Raw genomic sequence first — 25293 nt, forward strand, 5'->3', positions numbered from 1 at the left:
CTGACGCCTGCAAAGCGGGCGGGAAACAAAAAAGGCGGACGAACGCCCTTACATGAGAAAGCGCTGGATGTCCGGGGAGTTCTCGCCATCGCCGGAGACCTCCACGCCGACCTCAACCGGGTCGTCCAGAACGATACGCCGCGGAAGACACTCCAAGGTCACCACGGACGCCTCGATCATGAAGGTCACGCTCAATCCTTCGATCTGTTTGAGCATACCGGCAAAGACATGTCCCTTGTCCGCAAATTCCAGAAGCATTCCCTTCAAGGAGATGTTCCTGATCTCGACCGGGAAGGCCATGATCTCACCGCTGGCCTTCTGTACCTGAACGAGACCGGGGGCCATGAACGGCTTTCGCGGAACACTGCGTCTTTCCTGGAAATCCGCAGTCTCCACAAATGCGTCGCCTTCGAGGGCGAGCGCAAGCCGATCAATGATCTCCCTGAGGGCCGCTCCGTCCTTCACGGCCACATGCATACGCTTGCTGGTCCTGTAACTGTACATGCCAATTCAAAAGCAAAATCCGCGCCACAAAAGCACGGCGAGCGATAATAAATAAAGGAGGGCCAAGGGAATCCCGTCAGCTTTTTTTGAGGGAGAGATTGTGCTTGCTCAACAATTCGTAGAGCCGGGCCCTGGACAGGCCGGAAAGCTTGCACGCCATGGCGACGGAAGCGTCGCTCAACTGGACCAGCCGATGAAGATACGCCTGTTCCATGGCGTCCACGGCTTCCTGCCGAGCCGCCTTCATGGCCGGAAACTCTTCCGGAGCCGAGGGCAGATAATACGGCGACGGCGCGACCGGACATTCCTGAACCGATTCCTCATTTTCTCCCATATCCTCAAACACCCGTCGCATACGCAGTTGTTGGGGGAGATGATAGATATTCAAATAATTGGAGAAACGGGCCTTCTGGAGCGAGACATGAAGGACATTGACCAGCTCGCGAACATTGCCGGGCCAGTCGTAGAGTTGCAGGGTATCGATGAACTGGGGGTCCACTTCCTTCTCTTCCATATCGTTCTCGTTGCAGAGAATCGGAAGATAATGGCGGGTCAACAGCTCAACATCGCCGTCGCGTTCTCGCAGGGGCGGCAATTCGATGATATTCGTCTGAAGCCGGTAATAGAGGTCGCTGCGAAACTCGCCGCGCTCCACCATTTCCTCAAGGTTCCGATTAGTTGCCGCCACCAGCCGGAAGTCGCTGTAGACCTCCTTGCTGGAGCTGAGCGGACGGAACGTCTTTTCCTGCAGGACCCGAAGCAGGGACTTCTGGATGCCCAGGTCGAGGTCGCCGATTTCGTCCAGGAAAAGCGTACCGCCATGGGCTAGGTGAAACAGCCCCTTACGGTCCTGATCGGCCCCGGTGAAGGACCCCTTGGCGTGCCCGAAGAGCAGACTTTCCGCCAGGGTCGAGGGCAGATTGGTGCAATCCACCACGATATACCGATTGTCCTTGCGGTCGCTGTTGATGTGCAGCGCGCGGGCAAAAAGCTCCTTTCCCGTCCCGGTCTCTCCGGTGATGAGCACGTTTCCGCTGGCTTTTGCGGCGATGGCCAGCCGTTCGAGGCACTCATTTAGAGCCGTGCTGTCACCGATGATTTCCTCGCGGACGAGGGAGCCGGCCTCATTCTTCTGGTGGGCCTTGTGCCGAAGCAGGTTCTGGATGACCGTCCGGAAACGCTCCTCCTTGATGGGCTTGACCAGATAGTCCTTGACCCCGGCGGCAAACGCCTCGGAAATACAGTCGGAATCCGACTCCCCGGTAAGCATGACTATGTCCACTTCCGGGTTCAGCTCGGTCAGACGCGGGATATGCATTAGCCCGCTTCCTTCATGCAGATTGAGATCGAGGAAAATAATATCGAAATGGCTGGTTTTGAGCAGAGTGAATCCTTCTATTCCGGAATACACACAGTGGCAATCGTAACCCATCTTCTTAATGATGGACTCGATGGCGGCGCACTGAAACGGATCGTCGTCGATCAGCAGTATTTTCCCTACGGAAGGCTCCACTCTGGCACTCCCTGTCCGGCCTGTTGGCGAATCAAACGACCGGCCGAAAACCTGAACAAAAGTATTGTATTCTATACATAAGCGTATTTTACCTGTCCACAGAAAATTTATCAGACTCCATTTTTCGAGATAAGCCCCGCCCCGGAGTCAAAAAAACACACGAACTCACCTTAAAGATACCCCCCTCAGACTTTTTTTCAAGACTTTCCGAAAAAAAAAACGGTACCGATAACCTACAGCCGGATCACACGAAATCAACCGGGCGATCCGCCGATTGCGCTAATTGCAATCCATGAAGCCACCGGCACGATCAACTTCACCAGAAAACAAAATCCCCACTACCATGACCCGCGATGCCGAAAGCAAAAGAAAAGCCAAAAGCACCATTGGGATGTGCGATTCATTATTATTTCCACTTAGGACCCGCCACAGCTTAACAAAGGTCCTTGCCAACAGTGCAGGGACTGTGTTTTGTGCTCAATTCCAGCGCTAAAAATGTCATTTTTCCCGACATGTTGTCGGCCCCCCTTACACTCCGGGACGCCACACCATACCGGACGGCCAACCACCTGTTCTCACCTGAGAAAAACAGAAAGGAGTCCCCTCAACCCGTTCCTTTGCGGGCAAGCCGACATCCCCGTGCGTCCCGGCCGCGCCTTCTGAAGTCCGATAGTAATTATCGGTTGATCCTTTACAGCCGATCGTGAATACTTAGTTTACTCAAAACGCCTAACCCACATTAGTGAAAGGAGCCATATCATGGTTGAACGAACCGGAATCATAACCATTGAAGGAAACCCGCTGACCCTGGTGGGGCCTGAAATCAAAGTCGGCGACACCGCCCCCGACTTTACCGTGGCCGCCAACGACCTTACCCCCGCCACCCTGGCCGACTTCTCCGGCAAGGTGCTCGTCATCGCCTCGGTGCCCTCCCTGGACACCCCGGTCTGCGACGTGGAGACCCGCCGCTTCAACAATGAAGCCTCGGGCCTGGGCGATGACGTGAAGATACTGACCATCAGCATGGACCTGCCCTTTGCCCAGGCCCGCTGGTGCGGCGCGGCCGGAATCGAGGCCGTGCAGACCCTGTCCGACCACGCCCAGGCGTCCTTCGGCGAGAACTGGGGCACGCTCATCAAGGAGCTCCGTCTTCTGGCCCGCGCCGTCTTCGTTGTGGGCAAAGACGGCAAGATCGCCTACGTCCAATACGTCAGCGAAGTCACCGAGGAACCCGATTACGAGGCCGCCCTCAAGGCGGTCCGCGAGCTGATCGGGTAACCCCGCCCGACACGACCGTATCCGACAACGGCCTAGGGGTTGGCCTCCCGGGCCGTTTTTTTCCCGGCGCGGACGGACGTTCCCGCAACAAGGTTCCTGTCCGACAGGCATATTTCGTTTCGTGCGCCGCCCGGCGCGCGGCAGGTGAATTTCGGCAACCACGCAAAGGAGGATCGACCATGTCTCTGCAATCAGTACTCGACGGCACCGCCGCCTTCCTGGACCACCTCGGCCTGAACGAAGAACCGTTCGGAATCCACTACACCGACGCCAAACCGGAAAACGCCTTCGGTCCAAAAACGGGCGCGCCCATATCGCGCGAACTGGAGGACCGCCGCGAACTGGACTTCCAGGCGGTCTTGAAGACCTTTTCCTGCGTCATGGGCAATATCTGGCTGGCCAGGAAGAAACACGGGGCGGCATTCATCTCCCCGGAGGAATACGGCTGCATGGGCGGCGCGTACTACTGTTCGATGATGAAACCTCACCTCAGGTTCATCGAGCATTACGTGTCCACCGGCTACGAGGGCTCTCCCGTACACGGCGAGCGGTACATGCCCAACCCCGACGCCATGCGGGAGTTCATGCTCAGGGTGGACCCGCGCGAGGCTCCGGCCAAATACTGCGTGTTCAAGCCGCTGTCGCAATTCACCGAGGACGACAAGCCGGAATTCGTCATCTTCTTCGCCCGGCCCGAGGTCCTTACCGGCCTCTTCACCCACACGGTCTTCACCACGGGCGACATGGAATGCGTGGTCTCCCCCTTCGGGGCGGGCTGCACCAGCATGGTCGGCTGGCCTCTCTACTACAAGGAGCGGGGCCAGGAAAAAGCCGTCCTCGGCGGCCTGGACCCGTCGGCCAGAAAATTCATGAAGACCGACGAGATGACCTTTACGGTTTCCCTGGAACTGTACGAGAAGATGCTGGCCGCCCTGCCCGAGTCCATGTTCTCCGTGGACGGAGCCTGGCGGCAGGTCCGCAAAAAGGTGGAGCGAAGCGCAAAGACCTGGGGCGAAACCGAGTAGCCCAACCCCGTAGACAACATGAAGGGGCCGGGACGGATCGTCCCGGCCCCTTCTTTTTTTGCGCCGAGCCCTTGGAACCAAGCGCGCGGACGCTTCATTCTGGCGGTTCCCGAGGGAGGAAAGGACGGCCCCGGCGAGGAAGGTGAAAGCCGGGACCGTCGGGCCTGGCCCGAGCCTACAGCTTCGCCAGGATGGTTTCGGCCCAGGCCGCGGCTTCGTTCAAATCGGGATCGCCATCGATTTTCAGAGTATCGCCGATAATGTCGGCGCCGAGTTCCCCGGCCCTTTCCTCAAGGGCGTCGACCGCACCGCAAAAATGCTCATAGGAAGAGTCACCGCAGCCGAACACCGCGACCTTTCTGCCGCCCAGTCCGGCCTTGTCGAGGTTGTCGTAGACCTGAACGAAATCGTCCTGAAGCTCGATTTCGTCGTCCCCCCAGGTCGAGGAACCGAGGAGAACGGCGTCGAACCCATCGGCCATATTCTCCACCGCCACATCGGCCGCATTCCGAATTTCCACGTTCAACCCGTTATTTTCAAAGAATTTCGCGATGGCGTCGGAGACGCTCTCGGTGTTGCCGGTGGTGGAGCCGTAAACGATCAGAACCTTGCTCATGATGATTTCCTTACTGTGTTGAGGTTGCCGAAAAGCGGGCGCACCGCGTTGCGGCCTCGGCAAAGGCCCGCATACAGTTCGCGGAAAGGAAATGAATCATGCGCGTTGACAGGTGTACCTTGATATACGGCAAACCAACCGAAACGGAAATGAACAGGGCCGGGAAGAATGACCGGAGATTGAACGCTCTCATCTTTTTCCACCTATTGGTCGAGGGAACGCCGGGCATCATTCCCGCAGGAGGAACCGGCGTCCCTCTTGGCCGCGCAGTCACCGGGGCAGCCGCAGCCGCACCCGCCCTTGGCCTTGATTTGCTTGCGCACCTTGACGAGAACGAAAAGAACGGCGGCGGCTATGATGACGACGGCAATGACGGTATCCATGATTTCCTCCAGATCGATTTCGAAACGCGCGGGGATGCTACTTCATCGGGTCGCGTCCCCCAAATTCGACGCAAACCGGCGCGACCCGGCTTTCGGTCACTTGGGGCGCGGCGGCGGACTCCGCCGCCGCGCCCGTGGAAGGACTCATCCGGGATCAAGTGAGAGCGGGACCTATTTCATATCCTCGGCCTTGACCCAGATCACGGCGTCCTGGCTGAGCTCCTTGCCCTTGTATTCCTTGTCCGGGCCGACGCCCAGGGCGGCAAAGCCCCACCAGCCCGCCTTGGGAATGCCGAAGGTGATGTAGCCGTTGGCATCCGTGAAGATGGTCTGGGTGACGAAGCTGTCGTGCGGATATTTCACGGAGGATTCAGCGGGCATGGCATTGGCCTTCAGGTCGGGCATGTGGCTCATGTACTCGACTTCCACTTCCGCGTTGGCCACGGGCTTCCCGTCGGACAGGACCTGCGCCTTGAAGACGTTGCCGGTCCACACCGCATAGGGCTTGATAAGGGGGACGATCTCGCAGGGCAGGCCCACGGGCTCGGCCCAATTGCCGGGAATGCCGCCCACGTTGAGGATCAGCTTGGTGATCTGCTGCATGTAGACACCCTCTTCTTCCTCCATGTAGTAGCCCGGCTTCATGATGAAGACGTAGTCGCCCATGGAACGCATTTCCTTTTTGGGAATGAGCGCGGAAAAGGCCTTGTTGGCGGACTCGGGATTCTTCCAGTCGATCTCCTTGACGTACTGCATGAGGTCAACCTTCTTTGCGGCCGCATCACCGCGCTGCTTCATGACGTAGAATTCCTCCACGCCGCCCATGTCCATGGTGTGTCCGGCCTCGGCCGGGTGGGTGAAGACGATGCGCATGTCCACATCCTGTCCGGCGTCGAGAGCTATCTCGGGGGTGTACACGACCATGAAATGGGCCAGGGCGGTGCCGGAAATCATCAGCACGCTCAGGGCTGCCAGCAGGGGAAGGAAACGTTTTTTCATCAAATGCTCCTCACTTTGAAATTGACTCTTATTATCGATGTTGCGTTTTTTAAAAGGCGCGGACCGGCCCGACGCCGACCTGCGCCCGATTTCCCTATTCTACGATGTCCGCGCCGTCGATCTTGACCTGATGGCCCTCCCCGGCGTCGAACATCACCGAGTACGCGGCCTCGGGCTTGTCGAAAGTGCACTCGCTATCCTCGTTCATTTTCGTCTCCAGCACGCTTTTGCCGTCGCCGTCGGTGACGTGGATGCTCACGCCGGAAGCGGACGAGCCGTCGGAGAATCCGCCCTCGCAAGTGATGGTTCCGTCTCCGTTGTCAAAGCAGCTCATAAGCGGGCTGTGCGCGAAGGCCTGTCCGGCGAATGCCGTCATGGCGGCCAAGGTCAATACGATCATTAGTTTTTTCATTATATACTCCTCCTTAAGAGCAATGTTCCTTGCACGATGCGTTGATGAGAGGGGCCACTTCCGTTTCTTCCGGCGTGGGGATCAGGGCCATGACCAGGGTTGCGGCCACGCACAGGCCATAGAAGGCCCACATGGTCTGGAACCCGCTCAACCCCAGAATCTTCCCGCCGGTAAAGACCAGGCTGGCCACGAACAGGCCAAGCAAGGTCTGGTAGGCTATGGAGAAAAGCATCCACTTGGTCGAGTTCGACTGGTGACGGACCATGATCGAGGTCGGCACGCAGGGTGGATACAAGGCCATGAAGAGCATCAGGGCCAGGGCGTGCAGGGCCGTGAATCCGGCCTCGCCCGCCTTCATGGACTCCTGCACGGACTGGCCGCCGTCGATGCCGTAGATGGAGCCGAGGGTGGCCGCGGAATTTTCCTTGGCCGCGAAGGCGGAAAGCAGGGCGATATTGATGCGCCAGTTGAATCCGGCCCACTGGGTGACGGGTTCAAGCGCCCTGCCCATGATGCCGAGGAAGCTGGTTTCGAACCGCTCGGCCCGGGCCTCGCGGCGCACTTTCTTGCGTACCCGATCGACCTTCTTGAGCGCCCGGTTCAGGGCCTTTCCGTCCTTGCCCACGCGTTTGACCACGGCGTAGTAAACCGGATTGTCGGCCTCGAAACGGGCGTTGATGACGTTGGACTCGGCCTGGTCCGTGACGCCCTGCTTGGCGCGCTTGAGGGATTCATTGAAGAGAATGATGGATAACACGTCGTCACGGCTGATCCGCCCCTGGTACCCGGTCTTGTCCACCGCCGACATGAAGGCGTCCAGGGACTTGTCCTGCATCGCCTGATAATGCGCCCGGCGATTCTCGGTCAGGCCCGGATAATTGATGAGCACGAAGACCACCACGGCCACTGCCGCGACCACGGTGACGATCTTCTTGAGGAAGAGCCAGACGCGCTCGAAGGCCCGGCGCATCACGCCGGTGACGGTGGGCAGATGGTACGGGGGCATCTCCATGATGAACGGCGCGCTCGGCTGCTTCCTGAGCACGGTCAAAGTCAGCAGCTTGGCCACGGGCAGGGCCATGAACAGCGTCACCGTGGCGATGAAGAACATGGCGAACCCGCCGGTATCCGCGAAATACGCGCCGATGAGGATAAGGTACAAGGGCACCTTGGCCAGGCAGTTCATCATGGGCACGATCATAATCGTTGCCAGGCGCGCCCGCTCGTCCGGGATGGCCTTGGTGGCCATGACTCCGGGGATGGCGCAGCCGCCCACGTACACGCCGCCGAGAATCATAGGCAGCGTGGACTGGCCATGCAGCCCGAAGCGGCGGAACAGCCGGTCGAGGATGAAGGCCATACGCGGCATGTACCCGCTGTCCTCCAAAACGGCGATAAGGGCGAACAGCAACAGGAAGATCGGCAGATAATTGAGGATGGCCGTGGTGGATTTGACCACCCACAGCCCCAGCGCGCGCAAAAGCGGATCATCGATGAACCCCGCCGCAGGCAGGACGTCCGCCGCAAAATTTTCCAAAGCGCCCCACAAGGGCCAGACCTGGAGCGCCAGCCAGTTCCCGAACACGATGGCCACCTGATAGAGAACCATGAGAATGGCCACCAAAATTACCGGCCCGAGAAATCGGTTGCAGACATACCTGTCGGCGAGGTCGGACAGGGACCGCCTGTTATCGGTTGGGATGGTTACGGTCCGACCGGCCATGCGGGCGCACAGGCCGTGCCGGGTAAAGGCGATGTGCCGTTCCGCGGCGTTGCCCGCTTCCTCCCGGAACCGCTCCCGGCAGGACTCGGCCAGCGTCATGACCAGGTCGGCTTCGGGATGCGAAGCGGCGAGCAGTTCCGCCGCCCCCTCGTCATTCTCCAACAGCTTGATGGCAAACCAGCGGACCGGATACCGTATGCTGAGAACGGGGTCTTCGCGCAACTTCTCTTCCAACTCGGCGATATACCGCTCCATGGGGCCGTAATCGAGGCGAAAAGTGTGTTCGCGCGACGGCGCGTCGGCCAGGGACCGGATCGCCTCTCGCAATGCCTCCCGGCCCTCGCCCTTCTTGGCCTTGGTAGGAACCACCGGAACACCGAGAATTTCCCGCAACCCGGCGATGTCGATCGTCTGCCCCCGCCGTTCGGCCACGTCCATCATATTCAGGTTGAGGATGACGGGAGCCTCCATCTCCAACAACTGAACCAGAAGATACAGGTTCCGCTTGAGATTCGAGGCATCGGCCACGTCGATAACCACGTCGGGATTGTCCCCGAGCAGAAAATCGCGGGCCACGCGCTCCTCCAGGGAGTACGACGTCAGGCTGTAAGTGCCGGGAAGGTCGACCAACTCCACGCGGCGGCCTTCGTCGGCATAGGCGCCGGTCTTCTTTTCAACGGTCACGCCGGGATAGTTGGCGACGTGCTGCCGCGCCCCGGTGAGCAGGTTGAAGACCGTCGACTTACCGCAGTTCGGCTGCCCCGCCAGGGCGACCAACAAATTCCGTGATCCCATTACAGCTCCACCTCGATGTGCTTGGCCTCGCTGTGCCGGATGGAGACATGGTAGCCGTCGAGCCTGAGCTCCACGGGGTCCACCAGGGGCGCGTTGCGCACGATCTCTATCCGCGCTCCGGGATAAAAACCGAGATCCATCAGCCGCTGCCCGAGCGGGCCGTCGGCGGTCAGGTCGGCCATGGAACAGGCCGTCCCGGGCGTAAGTTCATTCAATGTCATGATTTCCCCTCCGTTATCGATGGTTGCGGCGGCGCGCCCTCAGGCGACGACCACCTTCTCGGCGATGCCCCGTTCCACCATGACGCGGCTTTCCCCCACGCTTACGAGCATGGGGCCGAACCCGTTACTGAGCACGTCGACCTCCACGCCGGGTATGATCCCCAGCGACTCCAGCCTGGTCCTCGCCCTGACACCGGCGTCCACGGCGACGATCAAGCCGTTTTCCCCTTCCGCCAAAGACTTGAGCCTTCTGCCTGCTGCCATTTCTCCACCTTTTTTCTGCAACCAATGGTTGCAATTGATAATGAATTTCGGTATCAGTGATATGCCTTGAGGGGATCATGGTCAACAAAAACAATGTGTTGAAACACTGTCTCAACAACCGGCAGTTAAATGGCTCTTTAGGCGGGTCAATTGAGACTGAAAGTCAATTGCACAACAGACACCCCTTCCACAGGGGGATAGCGAACCGGGAAAAATGCAGGAAGCACTCAAGTCGTTCAAAAAATACCTGTCCCTCAACAACCTCAAGCTGACCCGGCAGAGGCTGTTGATTTTCAAATATTTCATGAGTGACGTTGGACAGTTGAACCCCGAAGGATTGCTCAGGGGAGTGCAGGAACTGGACAAAACCATCAGCCGGTCGACCGTGTACCGGACAGTCAAGCACCTTCACAACGCGGGCATTGCCCGATGCATCCACCGCAGTGACGGCGGCACCTGTTACGAACCCATGGGGGATCAATCCTGCCGGATGATCTGCGAACAGTGCGGCAAGACCGTCCCGGTCAGGAATCCCTATCTCGAATGCCTGCAACAGGAGACTGCGCGGCAACAGGGCTTCACGCTCTTCCGCTACCAGAACACCCTCTACGGCCTGTGCCCGGACTGCGCCGAACGCATGGGCCGACCGGCCTCGCCGGAATCGAAGAACGACAAACGGAGGTTTTAGAAATGACGTACAGACGAGGAATCAACAGCAAGTACGGTGCAAAGAATTTTCTGCAACGCGGCCTGCGCTCCATGTTCCCCAACTACGAGGGGGACGACGGGGAAAATTCCGGGACGGTCCCGGTGGATACGGAGAAGGATAGGGAACGGCGAAAGGAATAAACCGAAAGAAAGGCCCCGGAGACATCTCGCTCCGGGGCCTTTCTTCATCCGGGCCGGACTGGCCTAGTCGTCGGATGCGCAATCCGGGCACAGGCCGTAGAGATACATCCTGTGCCGGGTGAGGGTGAAGCCGTGTTCCCGGGCTATCTGCTCCTGCCGCTCCTCTATGACCGGATCGAATATCTCGACCTTCCGCTTGCACTTGAGGCACATGAGATGATCGTGATGCGCCCTGCCGTAGGCGCGCTCGTACAGCCCCCCCCCGTCCGGGCCGTCGATGGTGTCCGCGAGGCCGGACTCGATGAGCAGCTTCAGCGTGCGGTAGACGGTGGCCTGACCGATCTCGGGAGCCTTTTCCCGGACAAGCTCGCACAGGCGATCTGCGGAAAAATGTCCCTCCGCTTCCAGGAATGTCTGGACGATGGACATGCGCTGCGGGGTCATGTTCAACCCCGTCTCTTCAAGATAGTTCAGAAAAAACTGCTCAGCGGATATCGACATAGACAATAACGAAACTCATTTTCATTTTCAAATCAAGCCCTAAATTTCACTCAAGACCAAAAAAGATGCGGCCGCCCCATCGGCCCAACCACTCCGGTACAGCATTCGCGGGCTCGCTCTTCCCGTTGCGATGAGCTTATCCCTCTGCCCCTCTCCCAATCGGAATCAAAATGCAAACAGGGGCTTGCCAAGCTGCACGCCTTTGTATATCAATGAATCTTGATATATTGATATTGAGGCAACCACAAACGACAAAATCCCGCCGCGCAGGAGCTGCCGGAATACGCAGAGTACACCAAACCCCAAACGGGCCGGAGCCGCGCCTCCCCCATGGAACAAGGATACGCAATGAAGATCATCGACCGCATACGGAACACGGACCGATTTCTCTCCCTTGAATTCTTTCCTCCCAAGGAACGGGAGCAATGGCCCCGCTTCTTCAGCCAGGTGGACAGGCTGGCCGGGCTTGATCCCCTGTTCGTCTCCGTCACCTACGGGGCCGGAGGCACATTCCAGGACAACACGCTGGAAATCGCCGCGGACGTGCACCGCCGTTTCGGCCTTGAGACCATGGCTCACCTTACCTGCGTCGGAGCCGAAAAAAAGGGCATCGCCGACTACCTCGACCGCCTGAGGGACGCGGGCATCAACAATGTCCTGGCCCTGCGCGGCGACATGCCCGGCAACGGCGGAGACGACGTCTGGAAGGAGTTCCGCCACGCCTCGGACCTGGTCGAATTCGTCAAGGAGGGATGGCCGGAAATCGGCGTGGCCACGGCCTGCTACCCCGACGCCCACCCCGAATCCCCGTCCATCGACGACGATCTCCGGTGGACCTGCCACAAATTCAACGCAGGCTCGGACTTTGCCGTGACCCAATTATTCTTCGACGTGCGCCGGTACCGCGACCTGGTCCGCAGGCTGGAGACCAGAGGCATCCGCAATCCCATCGTCCCGGGCGTGCTCCCGGTCCTGAACATGCAGTCCCTCAACCGCATCCTCGCCCTGTGCGGAGCGAACATTCCGCTCAAGCTCTACCTCGAATTGCAGGAGGCCAACGAGAGCGGGGGCGATGCGGCCGTGCGCCGTAAGGGAATCGAAATCGCCCGGCGCCAAATCAGGGAATTACTGGAACTCGGCGCACCGGGCATCCATCTGTATTCACTCAACAATGCCGACGTCTGCCTGGACATCCTGACCGATCTTCCTGAGCTCTGCGGCTGATTCTGGGACAAAGCCCCGGCGAATCCGCTCTTGCGCTTCGCCGGGGCTTCGGCTAGTCTCCGAGCCTTCAGATGTCCTTCAGGTGGCCATTGCGCCATAACAGGGAATCCGGTGAAAAACCGGAGCGGTCCCGCCGCTGTGATCCCCGTAAGAAGGTCCGGTCCAACGAGCCACTGCCGAGAGGCGGGAAGGCGGGCCGGGCGGGGAGAGCCAGAAGACCTGCCTGAAGCGTTTCCTGCCGGTTGCGGTTCGCGGAAACCGTATGCGGACAAGAAAGTTTACACCCGACAACCGTCGCCGGGTCCAGCGGTGCTGCCGCGAGACCGTTCATCGGCGGCCAATGCAGGCGGTTTTTACCGCAGCGCAGCCGTGCCGCGCGTTTTTCCGCGTCGCCTGCAAGAGACATACATGCCCAGCAAAATCCTCAAACGAGACGGATGCATCGAGACCTGGTCCACAAAACGGATCGGCGGTGCCATTTTCAAGGCCCTTCAGGGAAGCGGCATCAAGGACCCGCTGCTTGCCGACAGACTGGCCGGAAAAGTGGAAAAGAAACTCAAGGACGTGGACATGCCTGAACAGGAACAGGTTCAGGACATGGTTCAGGAAGTCCTCATGGAGGCCCGCCTCTACAAGGTGGCCGAGCGGTATATCATCTACCGCGAAAAAAGACGCGAACTGCGCTCCCAGAACGAAGCGTTCCTGGACATCGCCGGAGTGACCGACAGCTACCTGGAGAACCTCGACTGGCGGGTCAATGAAAATTCCAACATGACCCACTCCTTCCAGGGACTGATTCTGCACATGGCCGGTTCCGTCCAGGCCCGCTACATGCTTGAGAAGTACCCCGAAGAAGTGCGCCTGGCGCATACCCACGGCTACTTCCATATCCATGACCTCTCCTTCGGCCTGGCCGGATACTGCTCCGGCTGGTCCCTGCGCGACCTGCTGCTCGAAGGATTCAACCTGCGCGACCGATGCTCGTCCACCCCGGCCAAGCACTTCGACGCGGCCTGCGGCCAGATGGTCAACTTCCTCGGCACGCTCCAAAACGAATGGGCCGGCGCACAGGCGTTCAACAACGTGGACACCTACCTGGCCCCGTTCATCCGCAACGACGGCCTGAGCTACCACGACGTCAAGCAGCAGATCCAGAAGATGCTCCACAACCTCAACGCCACCTCCCGCTGGGGCGGGCAGTCGCCGTTCACCAACTTCACCTTCGACTTCGTGCCGCCCTCGCACATCGCCAAGGAAGCGGTCATCATCGGCGGCAAGCTGCAGGACTCCACCTACGGCGAATACGCCGAGGAAATGGCCATGATTAACCGGGCGTTCCTGGAGGTCATGCTCGAAGGCGACGCGGACGGCCGCATCTTCTCCTTCCCCATCCCCACGTACAACGTGACCAAGGATTTCCCCTGGGACTCCAAGGAAGGCGAACTGCTGCTCAAGATGACCGCCAAGTACGGCGCGCCCTACTTCCAGAACTTCATCAACTCGGACCTCAACCCCGAGGACGTGCGTTCCATGTGCTGCCGACTGCAGATGGACCTGCGCGAAATCCGCAAGAAGACCGGCGGGCTCTTCGGCGCGGGCGATCTGACCGGCTCCGTGGGCGTGGTCACCCTGAACCTGCCCAAGCTGGCCTACCTGGCCCACAACGAGGAAGACTTCATGGACCTTGTCACCGAGTACGCCCGGCTGGCCTCGGAGTCCCTGGAGTTCAAGCGCAAGGTGGTCCAGAAGAACCTGGACGCGGGCATGTTCCCGTTCTCCCGCCGCTATCTCAAGAACGGCTTCAAGGGCCACTTCTCGACCATCGGGCTCATCGGCGGCCATGAAGCGTGCATGAACCTGCTCGGCAAGGGGTTGGACACCCGGTCCGGTTCCCAGCTCATGCAGCGGACGCTCCAGCTTCTGCGCGGACTGGTGGTCGAATTCCAGGAAGAGACCGGCAACCTCTACAATCTGGAAGCCACTCCCGGCGAGGGCACCTGCTACCGCCTGGCCAAGATCGACCGCGACCTCTACGCCGACATCTACACCTCCGGCGACGAGACCCCGTACTACACCAACTCCACCCTGCTGCCCGTGGGCATCAGCTCCGACGTCTTCTTCGCCCTGGAGCACCAGAACGAGTTGCAGACCCTGTACAACGGCGGCACGGTCTTCCACACCTTCCTGGGCGAAGCTGCCCCGAACGAGGAAAGCGTGAAGAACTTCCTGCTCAAGGCCATGAGCAAGACCAAGATTCCATACATCTCGGTCACGCCGACCTTCTCCGTCTGCGAAGACCACGGCTACCTTTACGGCGAGCATTTCCACTGCCCGACCTGCGACAAGGAAACCGAGGTCTACACCCGCGTGGTAGGCTACTACCGTCCCGTGGGCCGCTGGAACAAGGGCAAGCAGGAAGAGTACAAGGACCGCATCGAATACTCCCAGCAAACCTTCTGCCAGCCCGCTTAAGGGTCTTACGGGCCATCGATGATACTCGACGCGAACCAGCTCGCCTCCATCAGGCAGCACAACGACGAGCAATTGCGGTTGGGCAACCGTGCCGCGCACGGCTACCCCGCCCGAACCGTGCAGGACCTCCTGCACACCATCGAAGCCCTCAAGAAGGAAAAGAAAAAGTGGAAGAAGCTGGCCCAGGACCGGGGCAAGGCGCTCCAGACCATCAGCGACATCGCGTCCCGATAGCGCGCGGGGCCGCCAGCCCCTCCACCACAGGCCACCGCCTCTTCACCGCACGAAAACAAGGCCCGGAAGGATATCCTTCCGGGCCTTTTCCTTTTCCCTCGCCTCTTCCAATCCCTCGCCCAAGACGCGTCCACCTTGTCTGTTTGCGATTTGTGCTTGCTACGTTTTTTAAAAAGTTATACACGTGCCGCATACTAACCTTTTAAAAGTATGGTTGTTAGAGGTATGAAAAAAATCTATCTATTCTTCACGACATCGCTCATTCTACTTCTGCTGACATCCTCCCCAGCCATGGCCGCCGATTTCGGCACGGCATGGACCCCGCGCATGGAAGCGGCGGACACGGCCCTCAAAAACGCCATGCAAACCCTTGCCGTCACACCCGGCACGCCGGGATTCATGGTGCTGACCAATGCGGGATACGGCCAGGCGGACGGAGCCTCCACCGAACCGTTCCTGGATGTGATCGCGATGGCGACCGGCCGGACGCCCGGGACCCGGACCCTGCTCCTGGTAAACACCTCATGCGCCGAGCCGCTCTGGTTCTCGGTTTTCCGCAAGGACAACATGGCGGCCGTCTTCGTCAAGCTGGACCGTGACGGATTCGAGAGCCAGCGGCTCAACCTGGCCCCGGAATCCCTGTTCCAACCCGAAGGATGGACCGAAGCGGGCAAAGGCCTCATCGGCAACCGGCTGTTCTCGGTCGCCTCCATCTCCCTGGCGTGGGCCGAGGACGCGCCGTGGCCCATGCTCAAGGGCGCGGAACTGCACGACCATTTCTGTCCCGGCCTGAACGCCGGATTCATCGCCAAGGCGTATCTCGACCGAAACCTGCCGCTCGGCCCCGGCGACGCCTACGTGTTTGTCGGCGCCCCACCGATCTGCGCCATGGACGCCCTGCAATCCGCCTTTGGAGCGACCATGGGCAAGCACGGCGCATACTCCATGCTCGTGCCCGACAAGGCCGCGAAATTGGCCGACGGCGGCGCGGCTCCGGTGCTCATCGCCATGCGTGTGAACAAACAGAAAGACGTCTGCGACGGCGTGTTTCTCGGTTTCGACTGGGCCAAATCCGAGTCCTTTACCGGCGTGACAAGCGCGGACCGCTCCCCTTCCGGCGGCAAGAGCAACCCGCTCTTCTACATCTCCCGCGTCAAAATGTCCTGGAAGCTCGCCCAGATGGACATGAACGACAAATTGATTTGCATCAAGGACCTCGGCCGCTTTGACGGTCCCTCCGCCCTGGCCGCCAAGGTGGCCTCCGCCGGGGCCGATCCCTACGCGGCAGCCTTGACGAAATAACCCCTCGCACCCCTGCGCCGCCTCACCGGACCTCGGCGGCCGCCCCCGGGATCGGGCCACCACCTCAACCCGACCCCACAAGAAAAGGCTTGGAAGGATATCCTTCCAAGCCTTTCGCGTTCGCCGGGAACGGCGCCACCTTTGCCGGTCCCGTGAAAAACGCGGAAACGCCCGGTTAAGGGGACCGGGCGCTTCCTGTACCTCGGGAGGAGGTCTGGTTCGCTAGTTGTTGTATTCGTCGACCAGCTTCTTGAGCCGGGCAAAGACCGCGGGATCAAGAACGAGATCGGTGGGCAACGGATACTCGCGGCCCGTATTTTCGTATTTGGGCTGGCCCATCCGGTGATATTCGAGAATTTCGTACTCGACCTTGTCCCCGGGAAGGGTCTTGAGAAACGCTATGACCGCGGCGATGTCTTCCTCGGTGTCGTTGAAGCCGGGAATGACCGGGGTCCGCACGCGGATATTCAGGGTCGGATAGTCCTCGCGGATCTGCCGGAGATTCCGCAAGATGCGCTCATTGGGCTGGGAGGTGAACTCCTTGTGCTTTTCGGAGTTCATCGACTTGACGTCGAACATCAGCGTATTGACGTACTGGAGCGCTTCCTTGAAATTCTCGTAACGCGCCGCGCCGCAGGACTCGACAGCGGTATTGAGATGGCGGTTGCGCGCCTCGCGCAGCAAGGCGGTGGCGAATTCGTGCTGCTGGAACGGCTCACCGCCGGACAAGGTCAGCCCGCCGCCGGAACGCGCATAGAACATCTCGTCCTCTTCCACGCGCTTGAGGGCCGTGTCCACGGTCGTCTCTTCGCCGTAGGTAATAAGTGCGCCCGCCGGGCAGGCCTCGGTGCAGTGCAGGCAGCCGGTGCAGATGTCGCGTTCGATGTCGATCTTGCCGTCCTCGCCTTCCGTGATGGCGCACGCACCGCAGACCTCGCTGCAACGAACGCACTTTTCGAGGCCCAGACACTTGTTCCGGTTGTAGGCGAGCTCGGGTTGCGGCATCTGTGATTCGGGATTGCTGCACCATTTGCAGCGGAGGGGACACCCCTTGAGGAAGACGATGGTGCGGATACCGGGACCATCGTGAACCGAATACTTCTGGATGGAGAAAACGGTACCCGCAACTTTCTTGTCGAGAAGGGAGCTCATTTTTTATCCTTTTTGGCTTTGGCGGCTGGAAAGGTGACGAGGGCGGCCCAATGGGCCGCCCTCTTCGTTTTTATCAAGGTAGGAGGCCTTGTTATGCTCGCTAGAGGGTCTCGTGAGCGGTCCGGCGAATCAGGTCGTCCTGCAGGTCCTTGGACAGGTCGCAGAAGTATGCGGAGTAACCGGCGATACGGACGATCAGGTTACGATACTTCTCCGGTTCCCGCTGTGCGGCCTTCAGGGTCTCGGCGTTGATTACGTTGAACTGGATGTGCCACAGGCGCAGGTCGCAGAAGGTGCGGATGAAGTCCACGAGCTTCTTGGTGCCCTCGGGGCCCTCGACGCACTTCGGAGTGAACTTGATGTTCACCAGGCGCGCGGCGCGCTCACGGTAGTTGAAGTTCTTGGTGGTGTAGTTGGACAACATGACAGCGGTCGGGCCGTTCTTGTCCGCACCGTGGGAGGCGGAGGAGCCGTCGGACAGCGGAGTCCAGGCCTGACGTCCATTCGGGGTCGCGGAAACGACTCTGCCGAAGGGAACGTGGGAAGTGAACGGCACGTAGCGGACGTCCAGATGCACGCCCAGCTCCTGCTGGTACTTGTTGGCGAAGTCCACGCAGATGTGGTCCAGCTCCCTGGCGATGGAATCGGCGTAGGGGTCGTTGTTGCCGAAGCAAGGTACGTTCTGCAGCATGGCGCGGACGTCTTCCTTGCCCTCGAAGTTGTTGCGGCAGGCCTCCAGCACTTCTTCCATGGTCAGCTTCTTGTCCTCGAAGACCAGCTTCTTGATGGCGGACAGGGAGTCGACAACGGTACCGATGCCCATGAACTCGAAATAGCCGAGGTCGATGCCTTCCGGCACGTGCGGCTGGTGAAGGTCCACGGCGTGCTTCATGCACAGGTCGTGCATGGCGGAACCGAACGGAGTCGCGAAGTGGTTTTTGCGGTTGTTGATGACATGGTACTGCTGGGTGAAGGCGGTCTTCAGGAAGTAGACCTGCTGCGCCTTGTAGGCGTCGAAGAACTCATCCCAGGTCTTGAAGGAGGTCGGATCGCCGCTTTCGAAGGTCAGCAGCTCATCGCCGTGCTTCTGCATCCGGCCATTGTACATGGTCATTTCCAGAGCGGCAGCGAAGTTGATGTAGGCGTTGCCCGAGGTGTAGGTGTCGCGGTTCGGCATACGGATCTCGGCGCAGCCGGACACGGCGTAGTCAAAGATCTCCTCGAACTTGGCGCCCTTGGACAGGTGCAGCGGGATGACCTCTTCATCGTTGATGAGCTTCGGGAAACCGGAGCCTTCCTTGATGGTCTCGGCGATTTCGGCGAGGAAACGCTCGGGGGACCGGGCATGAATACGGGCGGCGAGGTCCGGGTAGTGATGCGGGAACTCGCGCTTGGACCGCAGGAACAGGTACGACAGCTCGTTGGTGGCGTCGACGCCTTCCCTGGTCTGGCCGCCGACGGTGACGGCTTCCCAGTGGGCGTAACCTTCGTTGAAAGCGCCGCCTTGGGGGGAGATGTAGAGGTCGATGAACTGGGCCATGCCGACGTACATGCACTCGATCAGCTCAATGGCCTTTTCGTCGCTCAGGATGCCGGCTTCGACGTCCTGCTGGTAGTAGGGGTAGAAGTACTGGTCCATGCGGCCGTTGGAGATGATGGTGCCGGTCTTCTGCTCGATGCGGGAGAACATCTGGGTGATCCACTGGGACTGAACTGCCTCGTGGAAGTTGCGGGCCGGGAATTCGGGCACGCGGCGGCAGTTGGCGGCCATGGTCTCCAGCTCGGCCTTGCGGGTCGGGTCGGACTCTTCGGCAGCCATCTTCTCGGCCAGATCGGCGTGACGGTTGGCCCACAGGATGACGGCGTTGCAGACGCGGACAATGGCTTCGTAGAAGGGCTTCTTCTCGGCGTTGTCAACGGGGGACAGCGGATCCAAGGCATCCAGGTGCTCCTGGGCCTCGTCGCGGATGCCGCCGAAACCGCGCTTCAGGATCTTCTCGTAGTCGTGCACCCACTGCAGGGAGGAACGGAAGGAAGAGGTCTCGTTGACGATGAAGCGGGACTGCAGGCCATCGGGATCATCGTAGGTCAACTTGTGAATTTCTTCGGGCAGCGCGATGTTCAAGGCTTCGTGGTAGGTCTTGCCCTTCCAGTAGGGAGCGATCTGCTCGACGACGATGCGGGCGTCCTTCTCGGTGATGGAGAACGGGGAGCCCTTGCGCTTGGGCAGCTCTTCGACGGCCATGTCGAGGAAGTCGCCGTCCAGCTCGGGGTACAGGATGCCGTAGCGGCCCTGGTAACCGGCGCGGCCTGCCAGCAACTGATCGTCATCGATGTAGACGGTGATATTCGCGGCGACATGCTCCATGGCCTTGGCCCAGCGGAGAATCAGCGGTTCGCCTTCGGTCTTCTCCATGGACTGGGTGAAGTACAGGGCACGCTCGACGTCGATCTGCGGCTTCTGGTTTTCAATGCGGTCAAGAATCTTGAAGACACGGGCGTGAGTCTTGCGATACTTGTCCTCTTTGCCCTCAATACGATCCTGCAGGCGCCGTTCTTGCGGGGTCATGACCTCGCAGCAGTTCACATTCAACATTGATCATACTCCTTAACATGTGTGTTCTATGTGGGTGCCTTCGCAACGGGAAAGCTCTGGTGCAACCCTTCGCCCTCAGGCGATGACTTCCTAATGGCAAACGGTGTGCCATTTTTCCCAAAACAACGAAAAATCTCATAACTATCCGGAATACAACCTTTAATTAGAAAAAGCCCTCTTTATCCTCCTAGCCCCATGCGGTTTGCTCCATCGCTGCACGATGCACTTTTGCATCGTACGACCAGACAAAGCAAAAATTCCTTTTGTTTCAGCATGATATAAATACGATGCAGATTTGCATCGCGATGCAAATCTGCACAACAACTCGTCATCCCACATAAAAAAAGAGCCATCCCGACTACGGGACGACTCTCGAAATGGCATCTTCAGGCTTTTGGAAACACTAACTGGGCATACCGTCGCTATCGATTCCAGCCTTCTTGAGCTTGCGGAAGATGGTGGTCCTGTTGACCTTGAGCTTTTCGGCGGCCCGGGTGGTGGAACCATACCGCTCGATGGCGTGCTGGAGGTACTTGGCCTCGATCTCGGCCATGATCGTCTTGAGGTCCTTGCCTTCGGCGTGCTCGAAATCGAAACCGATCCGGCCCGTCTCGCATTGCAGCGAGGACCCGTTGAGCATCCTGACCGGGAGATGGCGCAACTCCACCCGCTCGTCGTGCGTGGTCACGGCGAGACTGTGCATGAGGTTTTCCATTTCGCGGATGTTGCCGTCCCAGCGATAGTTCAGCATGGCCTCTTCGGCCTTGGCGGACAGCTTCAGGTTCCGCTTGTACTTGGCATTGAACTGCTTCCGGAAAAAGTGAAGCATGGCGTGGATATCCTCGCCCCGCTCCCGCAACGGGGGAATCCGCAGGACCGCGACGTGCAGCCGGTAAAACAGATCGCTACGAAAACGGCCCTGCCGGACCTCTTCCTCCAGGTCCCTGTTGGTGGCGGCGATGATACGCACGTCGATGTTGCGCGCCTTGGTCGCGCCAACGCGCTGTATTTCACTGTTCTGAAGCACGCGAAGCAGCTTGCTCTGCATGGACAGCGGCAGTTCCCCAATTTCGTCGAGAAACAGGGTGCCCTTGTCGGCCACCTCGAACATGCCGGGCTTGCCCCGGGAATCCGCCCCGGAGAACGCGCCAGGCGCGTAGCCGAACAATTCGGATTCAATGAGATTTTCCGGTATGGACGTGCAATCGACCTTGAGAAACGGCTGGCCCTTGCGGCTGCTCTGGTCGTGCACCTCGTGCGCCATGACGCCCTTGCCCACGCCCGTCTCGCCGAGAAACAGGATGCTGGCGTCGGTCCTGGCCACCCGCTGAATCTGGTCGTACAGATCGACCATGGCGGGACTCGTCGGCTGGTACAGGCTGTCGTTGTGCTGCTTGATTTCCTGCTTGTACTTGTCGATGAGCTGCTTCTGGGCGACCACCTGCTCCTTGAGCTGGGAAATAAGCGCGATGTCGCGGACAAAGGTGACCACAAGCTCCACATCCTCGTCATAGTCGAAGATGGGATGGGCCATGAGCACGACCTTTCGTCCCTTGCTGGTCATCTGCACGGCCGTGGCCGACTTTTTCGTCTTCACCACCTTGGAGTTCAGGGCAAGGTCGAAGACCCCGCTCTGAACCAGGTCCTTCACATACCTGCCGACGATATCCTCCGCCTTCAGCCCGGTCAGGTTCTCGTACATCTCGTTGACGGTCAGGGTCTCGCCCTTGCTGTCCGTGATGTAGAGCCCGTCCCGCATGGTGTCGAACACCTGGCAGAGATAGCTGGAGATAAGATATTTATTCTTGGGTGCGATGCGTCTCGAACGCTTCACCGGTTCGTTGCTCATTCCATGTCCTTTGTTATCCAACATCCGGCGATCCCGTCAGATGCTGGAGTAGACCACCGACAGCCCGGCAGCCATTATCACCGCCAGCATAATACCGCGGTACACCGCCTGGGAAGCGAAACGTGACGCCAAAATCCCCAGGCCGCCGCCCGCCAGGACGGCGGGCGCTCCCAATGCGGAATAACGCAGGGTCTCCCAGGTCTCAAGTCCCGCCGCTATCTGCCCGCCCAGAATGGTGACGCCGGAAAGGATGAAGCAGACCCCCAACAGCCCCTTGGCCGTCTTCTGCTCCCAATCGCCCATGGAGACATACACCGCCAGCGGCGGGCCGTTGAAGCTGAACAGCGCGCCGAGCATGGTCGAGAAGAAGCCCGCCACGGCTCCCCAGCGGTCATACGCCCGCCCCCGGGCGATCACGCGGCGGCGAAACAGCGAGTCCAGACCGTAGATCACGAGAAACACGCCCATGGCCAGCCGAAGCCACTCGTCGGGCATGGCCCGCATGAGGGCGAGCCCGGCCGCAACCCCGGCGACGCCGCCCGCCAGCACGTAAGGCATGGCGGGCCAGGGGATATGCCGCCGATACGCCCACGCCATCTGTATGTTGAGCATGACGATGATCGGCATCGCGCTGACCACCGCTGTTTCCATGGGCAAAAAGATGGTAACGAGAGGGATCGCCACCATGGCCGCGCCGAATCCGGCGAGGTTGTTGACCGCGCCTGCGACGAACCAGGCCGCGCAAAAATAAGCTATTTCAGACATTGGATCTCACAAAGCAAATTGCCTGCCATTTTTCGACTGAACAGGCAACGCCGAAGTCTTCGGCCATCGCACGCGATGGTATGGACCTTGCTTATCGGGTGTCTGCGCAACGGCGCACCCAACCATAAGGAGTTTTTGAAATGAAGGTTATCGATTTCAGGTTCAGGCCCAATACCCCCGAAGTAATCAACGGCATCGCCAACAGCGCTATGTTCAAGGATCTGTGCGAAGCCATCGACTTCCACGAGCAGAAGCCCGAGCCGTTCGACAAGATCATCGAAGGGCTGAACAAGAATAACGTCGTCAAGGCCGTCATCACGGGACGCGACTGCGAGACCACATACGCCTCCATGGCCAACGGCAACGGCTCCCTCCTGGATTTTTGCACCAAGGCGCCCGAAAAGTACTTGGGATTCTGGGGCATTGACCCGCACAAGGGCATGGCCGCCATCCGCGACCTTCAGCAGGCCGTGACCGAAAACGAGACCATCTGCGGCGCGGCGATCGACCCGTACCTGGCCAAGATCTACGCCAACGACGCCAAATACTACCCCGTCTATGCCAAGTGCTGCGAGCTGGACATCCCCATCATCATGACCACCGGCACCGCCAGCTTCGTTCCCGGCGCGGTCATCGACCACGTAGCCCCGCGCTACATCGACTTCGTCGCCCGCGACTTCCCCGAGCTGAAGATCATCATGAGCCACGGCGGCTACCCCTGGGTCAACGAATCCCTCATCGTGGCCCAGCGCAACAAGAACGTGTATCTTGAATTTTCCGAGTACGAGCTGTGGCCCATGGCTTCCGCCTACGTCGAGGCCGCCAACAACCTCATCAGCGACAAGATCATGTTCGCCAGCGCCCACCCCTTCATCGACTACCGCGAACAGTTGGAAAAGTACGCCGCCCTGCCCTTTGAGGACGATGTCCGCGAAAAGGTCATGTACGGCAACGCCGCCAGACTCCTTGGCCTGTAATCGGCCGGAACAACGGTCTTTACGAGGCTGTACGAACAGCTTCACCCAATGCCTTGGCCGGTCATCGGCCAAGGCATTTTTTACTGCACCGCTCCCCGCACTGAAATTCATCCCCACAAGCCCCTTTTATCTCCCTCGATACGAATAATCGGGCCCAATTCAAGAAAAAAACTCATGGACGATCTCAATTTCGCCCCTCTGGACGATGCATAATTGCATCGCGTTGCCGTTTTGCATCGTTTTTAGTTTATCAATTAATTTCAGCATAATAGCATGGCAAATTCTTGAGTTCGCAGCCCTGAAATGCAGGTTTGCAACGTTCCGTGGATGTTGGTAGTTCTGCTCCGTTACAAGTCGACCTTGTTCTTTCTTTCACGTTTGGATTTGGCTCATTCCCGCGTCCTTCCGAGGTTTAGTCCGTATTTTTGTGGTATTCCGATTCAAAGGTTTCTGCCCGGTCAGGACAAATTTCACATTCGGGATTGCCCCAAAAAAGGTGGCACATCATTTGCTGAATTAGAGACAGGCAGTGGCTTTTAATAGTCCTTTCAGCATCTTATAATATTGGGGGAATAGTGTTTAACACTAACACAATCAAACGGGGAATCATCTTCGCCTGTCTCCTGCTCCTCGTAACCGGGTGTAAGCTGGGCAGACACAGCGACAGCGACGTCATCAAAATCCGTCTGGCCCACCCCATGGCCCCGGGGAACAACGTCACGCTCGGCTACGAGAAATTTGCGGAATTGGTTAACAAAAAATCCGGCGGCAAGATCGTTGTCGAAGTTTACGGCAGCAGCATGTTGGGCAGCGACCGCGTGGCCATGGAGTCCGTGCAGCGCGGCTCGCTGGAGATGGCTTCCAGCTCCTCGCCGAACATGGCCAACTTCTCGCCCTATTTCATGATCTTCGACCTGCCCTACATCACGGACATCAAGTACCAGCAGAAGATTTACGACGCCCTGGACAACGGTTCCCTGGGCTCCTTCTTCGACAGGCTCGCCGAAGAAATCAACCTCAAGCCGATCATGTTCAGCGAATACGGCTACCGCAACTTCGTGACCACCGGCCAGCCTATTTCCTCGGTCGACACCCTCAAGAAACTCAAGGTCCGCGTCACGGCTTCTCCGGTTGAAATCGAAGTCGCCAAGGCGCTCGGCATGAGCCCGACCCCCATCGCCTGGGGCGAAACATACACCGCCATGCAGCAGGGCACCGTCGACGCCGAGGGCAACACCTTCTCGCTCCTGAGCGACTCCAAGCATGACGAGGTCATCCGTTATGCCGTCGACTCCCGCCACAACTATTCCATGCATATTCTCATGGTGAACAAGGACTATTGGAAAGCGCTTCCCGTCGAGGCCAAGAAAATCATCAAGGAAGCCGCCGACGAGGCTCTCATCTACCAGCGCTCCATCACGGCCGCGCTCGAAAAGAAGGCGGAACAGAAGTTCCTCGACGAAGGGATCAAGATCCACAAGCTCACTCCCGAGGAGCTGGCCGAATACAAGGCCAGAACCCGTCCTGTCTGGGATCTGTTTACCGCGAAGATTCCCGCCGAACTTTTCACCATGGTCCAGGAAATCCAGCAGTAGGCTGAATCCTCGACAGACATAAGGAATATCTCATGGAAAACGTA

Annotated in this window: 24 protein-coding genes and 1 riboswitch; of the genes, 10 read left to right on the forward strand and 14 right to left on the reverse strand. The window is 59.2% G+C overall.

The features are described 5' to 3' along the window. Positions 1 to 48: 48 nt before the first annotated feature. Both LF599_RS13185 and LF599_RS13190 read right to left on the reverse strand, forming a co-directional pair. The gene (locus tag LF599_RS13185; protein WP_269942018.1) at positions 49 to 504 is read right to left on the reverse strand and encodes a hypothetical protein; all 456 of its coding nucleotides are present in this window, start codon (positions 502 to 504) and stop codon (positions 49 to 51) included. Between the two features lie 76 nt (positions 505 to 580). After that, positions 581 to 2017: a sigma-54-dependent transcriptional regulator gene (locus LF599_RS13190; protein ID WP_279521117.1), complete on the reverse strand. Its 1437-nt coding sequence runs from the start codon at positions 2015 to 2017 to the stop codon at positions 581 to 583. Positions 2018 to 2776: 759 nt separating this feature from the next. Here LF599_RS13190 and tpx point away from each other — a divergent pair. Both tpx and LF599_RS13200 read left to right on the forward strand, forming a co-directional pair. Further along, a complete protein-coding gene (gene tpx / locus LF599_RS13195; protein WP_279521118.1) occupies positions 2777 to 3295 on the forward strand; it encodes a thiol peroxidase in 519 nt (172 codons plus the stop codon). 179 nt (positions 3296 to 3474) lie between these two features. Beyond that, the gene (locus tag LF599_RS13200; RefSeq protein ID WP_279521119.1) at positions 3475 to 4320 is read left to right on the forward strand and encodes a DUF169 domain-containing protein; all 846 of its coding nucleotides are present in this window, start codon (positions 3475 to 3477) and stop codon (positions 4318 to 4320) included. A 175-nt stretch (positions 4321 to 4495) separates the two neighbouring features. Here LF599_RS13200 and LF599_RS13205 read toward each other — a convergent pair whose 3' ends face one another. The 7 genes from LF599_RS13205 to LF599_RS13235 form a co-directional block, all read right to left on the reverse strand. Next, positions 4496 to 4936: a flavodoxin gene (locus tag LF599_RS13205; RefSeq protein ID WP_279521120.1), complete on the reverse strand. Its 441-nt coding sequence runs from the start codon at positions 4934 to 4936 to the stop codon at positions 4496 to 4498. A 203-nt stretch (positions 4937 to 5139) separates the two neighbouring features. Continuing rightward, positions 5140 to 5319, reverse strand: coding sequence for a FeoB-associated Cys-rich membrane protein (locus LF599_RS13210; RefSeq protein ID WP_269942014.1), 180 nt, complete (start codon positions 5317 to 5319; stop codon positions 5140 to 5142). A 171-nt stretch (positions 5320 to 5490) separates the two neighbouring features. Next, positions 5491 to 6318, reverse strand: coding sequence for a DUF4198 domain-containing protein (locus LF599_RS13215; RefSeq protein ID WP_279521121.1), 828 nt, complete (start codon positions 6316 to 6318; stop codon positions 5491 to 5493). A 94-nt stretch (positions 6319 to 6412) separates the two neighbouring features. Continuing rightward, complete coding sequence (locus tag LF599_RS13220) at positions 6413 to 6730, reverse strand: hypothetical protein (RefSeq protein ID WP_269942013.1); 318 nt, start codon at positions 6728 to 6730, stop codon at positions 6413 to 6415. 13 nt (positions 6731 to 6743) lie between these two features. After that, positions 6744 to 9248, reverse strand: coding sequence for a ferrous iron transport protein B (feoB, locus tag LF599_RS13225; protein ID WP_279521122.1), 2505 nt, complete (start codon positions 9246 to 9248; stop codon positions 6744 to 6746). Further along, positions 9248 to 9469, reverse strand: a complete 222-nt coding sequence (locus LF599_RS13230; RefSeq protein WP_269942011.1) for a FeoA family protein — start codon at positions 9467 to 9469, stop codon at positions 9248 to 9250. The genes feoB and LF599_RS13230 overlap by 1 nt, the downstream gene beginning before the upstream one ends. 39 nt (positions 9470 to 9508) lie before the next feature. After that, positions 9509 to 9733 (reverse strand): FeoA family protein, encoded by a 225-nt coding sequence (locus LF599_RS13235; protein ID WP_279521123.1) that lies wholly within the window; start codon positions 9731 to 9733, stop codon positions 9509 to 9511. Between the two features lie 214 nt (positions 9734 to 9947). Between LF599_RS13235 and LF599_RS13240 the strand changes: the two genes are divergently transcribed. Next, positions 9948 to 10421 carry a Fur family transcriptional regulator gene (locus LF599_RS13240; RefSeq protein ID WP_279521124.1) on the forward strand — a complete coding sequence of 158 codons (474 nt, stop codon included), beginning with the start codon at positions 9948 to 9950 and terminating at the stop codon, positions 10419 to 10421. Positions 10422 to 10423: 2 nt separating this feature from the next. Next, complete coding sequence (locus tag LF599_RS13245) at positions 10424 to 10582, forward strand: hypothetical protein (protein ID WP_269942007.1); 159 nt, start codon at positions 10424 to 10426, stop codon at positions 10580 to 10582. Between the two features lie 63 nt (positions 10583 to 10645). Here the strand turns inward: LF599_RS13245 and LF599_RS13250 are convergent, their stop codons facing one another. Beyond that, complete coding sequence (locus tag LF599_RS13250; RefSeq protein ID WP_279521125.1) at positions 10646 to 11083, reverse strand: Fur family transcriptional regulator; 438 nt, start codon at positions 11081 to 11083, stop codon at positions 10646 to 10648. 348 nt (positions 11084 to 11431) lie between these two features. Between LF599_RS13250 and LF599_RS13255 the strand changes: the two genes are divergently transcribed. The 4 genes from LF599_RS13255 (at position 11432) to LF599_RS13270 (ending at position 16315) form a co-directional block, all read left to right on the forward strand. Beyond that, entirely contained in the window at positions 11432 to 12307 is an 876-nt protein-coding gene (locus tag LF599_RS13255; RefSeq protein ID WP_279521126.1) for a methylenetetrahydrofolate reductase, read from the forward strand. Between the two features lie 63 nt (positions 12308 to 12370). Next, positions 12371 to 12548, forward strand: a riboswitch (cobalamin riboswitch). 167 nt (positions 12549 to 12715) lie between these two features. After that, positions 12716 to 14779, forward strand: a complete 2064-nt coding sequence (locus tag LF599_RS13260) for a ribonucleoside triphosphate reductase (RefSeq protein ID WP_279521127.1) — start codon at positions 12716 to 12718, stop codon at positions 14777 to 14779. Between the two features lie 18 nt (positions 14780 to 14797). Continuing rightward, a complete protein-coding gene (locus LF599_RS13265) occupies positions 14798 to 15013 on the forward strand; it encodes a hypothetical protein (RefSeq protein WP_279521128.1) in 216 nt (71 codons plus the stop codon). A 225-nt stretch (positions 15014 to 15238) separates the two neighbouring features. Next, positions 15239 to 16315 carry an FmdE family protein gene (locus tag LF599_RS13270; RefSeq protein ID WP_279521129.1) on the forward strand — a complete coding sequence of 359 codons (1077 nt, stop codon included), beginning with the start codon at positions 15239 to 15241 and terminating at the stop codon, positions 16313 to 16315. Between the two features lie 222 nt (positions 16316 to 16537). Here the strand turns inward: LF599_RS13270 and hpsH are convergent, their stop codons facing one another. The 4 genes from hpsH to LF599_RS13290 all read right to left on the reverse strand — a co-directional run bounded on the left by hpsH (position 16538) and on the right by LF599_RS13290 (position 22677). Next, entirely contained in the window at positions 16538 to 17467 is a 930-nt protein-coding gene (gene hpsH, locus LF599_RS13275; RefSeq protein ID WP_269942005.1) for a (2S)-3-sulfopropanediol dehydratase activating enzyme, read from the reverse strand. Between the two features lie 100 nt (positions 17468 to 17567). Beyond that, positions 17568 to 20063 (reverse strand): (2S)-3-sulfopropanediol dehydratase, encoded by a 2496-nt coding sequence (gene hpsG, locus LF599_RS13280; protein WP_279521130.1) that lies wholly within the window; start codon positions 20061 to 20063, stop codon positions 17568 to 17570. Positions 20064 to 20466: 403 nt separating this feature from the next. Beyond that, the gene (locus LF599_RS13285; RefSeq protein WP_279521131.1) at positions 20467 to 21912 is read right to left on the reverse strand and encodes a sigma-54 interaction domain-containing protein; all 1446 of its coding nucleotides are present in this window, start codon (positions 21910 to 21912) and stop codon (positions 20467 to 20469) included. Between the two features lie 36 nt (positions 21913 to 21948). Continuing rightward, positions 21949 to 22677, reverse strand: a complete 729-nt coding sequence (locus tag LF599_RS13290) for a sulfite exporter TauE/SafE family protein (protein ID WP_279521132.1) — start codon at positions 22675 to 22677, stop codon at positions 21949 to 21951. Between the two features lie 140 nt (positions 22678 to 22817). On the opposite strand from LF599_RS13290, the gene LF599_RS13295 reads away from it, so the two are divergent. Then, positions 22818 to 23654 (forward strand): amidohydrolase family protein, encoded by an 837-nt coding sequence (locus LF599_RS13295; protein WP_279521133.1) that lies wholly within the window; start codon positions 22818 to 22820, stop codon positions 23652 to 23654. Positions 23655 to 24229: 575 nt separating this feature from the next. Beyond that, positions 24230 to 25249, forward strand: a complete 1020-nt coding sequence (locus tag LF599_RS13300) for a TRAP transporter substrate-binding protein (RefSeq protein ID WP_269942003.1) — start codon at positions 24230 to 24232, stop codon at positions 25247 to 25249. Positions 25250 to 25293 lie beyond the last annotated feature (44 nt).

The organism is Pseudodesulfovibrio thermohalotolerans (genome assembly GCF_021353295.2).
GTDB classification, from domain to species: Bacteria; Desulfobacterota; Desulfovibrionia; order Desulfovibrionales; family Desulfovibrionaceae; genus Pseudodesulfovibrio; species Pseudodesulfovibrio thermohalotolerans.

Coding starts and splice junctions, on each gene's coding strand:
- LF599_RS13210 (WP_269942014.1), bottom strand. CDS start 5,319: ATGGATACCGTCATTGCCGTCGTCATCATAGCCGCCGCCGTTCTTTTC.
- LF599_RS13205 (WP_279521120.1), bottom strand. CDS start 4,936: ATGAGCAAGGTTCTGATCGTTTACGGCTCCACCACCGGCAACACCGAG.
- LF599_RS13230 (WP_269942011.1), bottom strand. CDS start 9,469: ATGACATTGAATGAACTTACGCCCGGGACGGCCTGTTCCATGGCCGAC.
- LF599_RS13250 (WP_279521125.1), bottom strand. CDS start 11,083: ATGTCGATATCCGCTGAGCAGTTTTTTCTGAACTATCTTGAAGAGACG.
- LF599_RS13285 (WP_279521131.1), bottom strand. CDS start 21,912: ATGAGCAACGAACCGGTGAAGCGTTCGAGACGCATCGCACCCAAGAAT.
- LF599_RS13265 (WP_279521128.1), top strand. CDS start 14,798: ATGATACTCGACGCGAACCAGCTCGCCTCCATCAGGCAGCACAACGAC.
- hpsH (WP_269942005.1), bottom strand. CDS start 17,467: ATGAGCTCCCTTCTCGACAAGAAAGTTGCGGGTACCGTTTTCTCCATC.
- LF599_RS13290 (WP_279521132.1), bottom strand. CDS start 22,677: ATGTCTGAAATAGCTTATTTTTGCGCGGCCTGGTTCGTCGCAGGCGCG.
- LF599_RS13200 (WP_279521119.1), top strand. CDS start 3,475: ATGTCTCTGCAATCAGTACTCGACGGCACCGCCGCCTTCCTGGACCAC.
- LF599_RS13220 (WP_269942013.1), bottom strand. CDS start 6,730: ATGAAAAAACTAATGATCGTATTGACCTTGGCCGCCATGACGGCATTC.
- LF599_RS13235 (WP_279521123.1), bottom strand. CDS start 9,733: ATGGCAGCAGGCAGAAGGCTCAAGTCTTTGGCGGAAGGGGAAAACGGC.
- LF599_RS13215 (WP_279521121.1), bottom strand. CDS start 6,318: ATGAAAAAACGTTTCCTTCCCCTGCTGGCAGCCCTGAGCGTGCTGATG.
- LF599_RS13270 (WP_279521129.1), top strand. CDS start 15,239: ATGAAAAAAATCTATCTATTCTTCACGACATCGCTCATTCTACTTCTG.
- feoB (WP_279521122.1), bottom strand. CDS start 9,248: ATGGGATCACGGAATTTGTTGGTCGCCCTGGCGGGGCAGCCGAACTGC.
- LF599_RS13245 (WP_269942007.1), top strand. CDS start 10,424: ATGACGTACAGACGAGGAATCAACAGCAAGTACGGTGCAAAGAATTTT.
- tpx (WP_279521118.1), top strand. CDS start 2,777: ATGGTTGAACGAACCGGAATCATAACCATTGAAGGAAACCCGCTGACC.
- LF599_RS13240 (WP_279521124.1), top strand. CDS start 9,948: ATGCAGGAAGCACTCAAGTCGTTCAAAAAATACCTGTCCCTCAACAAC.
- LF599_RS13255 (WP_279521126.1), top strand. CDS start 11,432: ATGAAGATCATCGACCGCATACGGAACACGGACCGATTTCTCTCCCTT.
- LF599_RS13185 (WP_269942018.1), bottom strand. CDS start 504: ATGTACAGTTACAGGACCAGCAAGCGTATGCATGTGGCCGTGAAGGAC.
- LF599_RS13295 (WP_279521133.1), top strand. CDS start 22,818: ATGAAGGTTATCGATTTCAGGTTCAGGCCCAATACCCCCGAAGTAATC.
- hpsG (WP_279521130.1), bottom strand. CDS start 20,063: ATGTTGAATGTGAACTGCTGCGAGGTCATGACCCCGCAAGAACGGCGC.
- LF599_RS13260 (WP_279521127.1), top strand. CDS start 12,716: ATGCCCAGCAAAATCCTCAAACGAGACGGATGCATCGAGACCTGGTCC.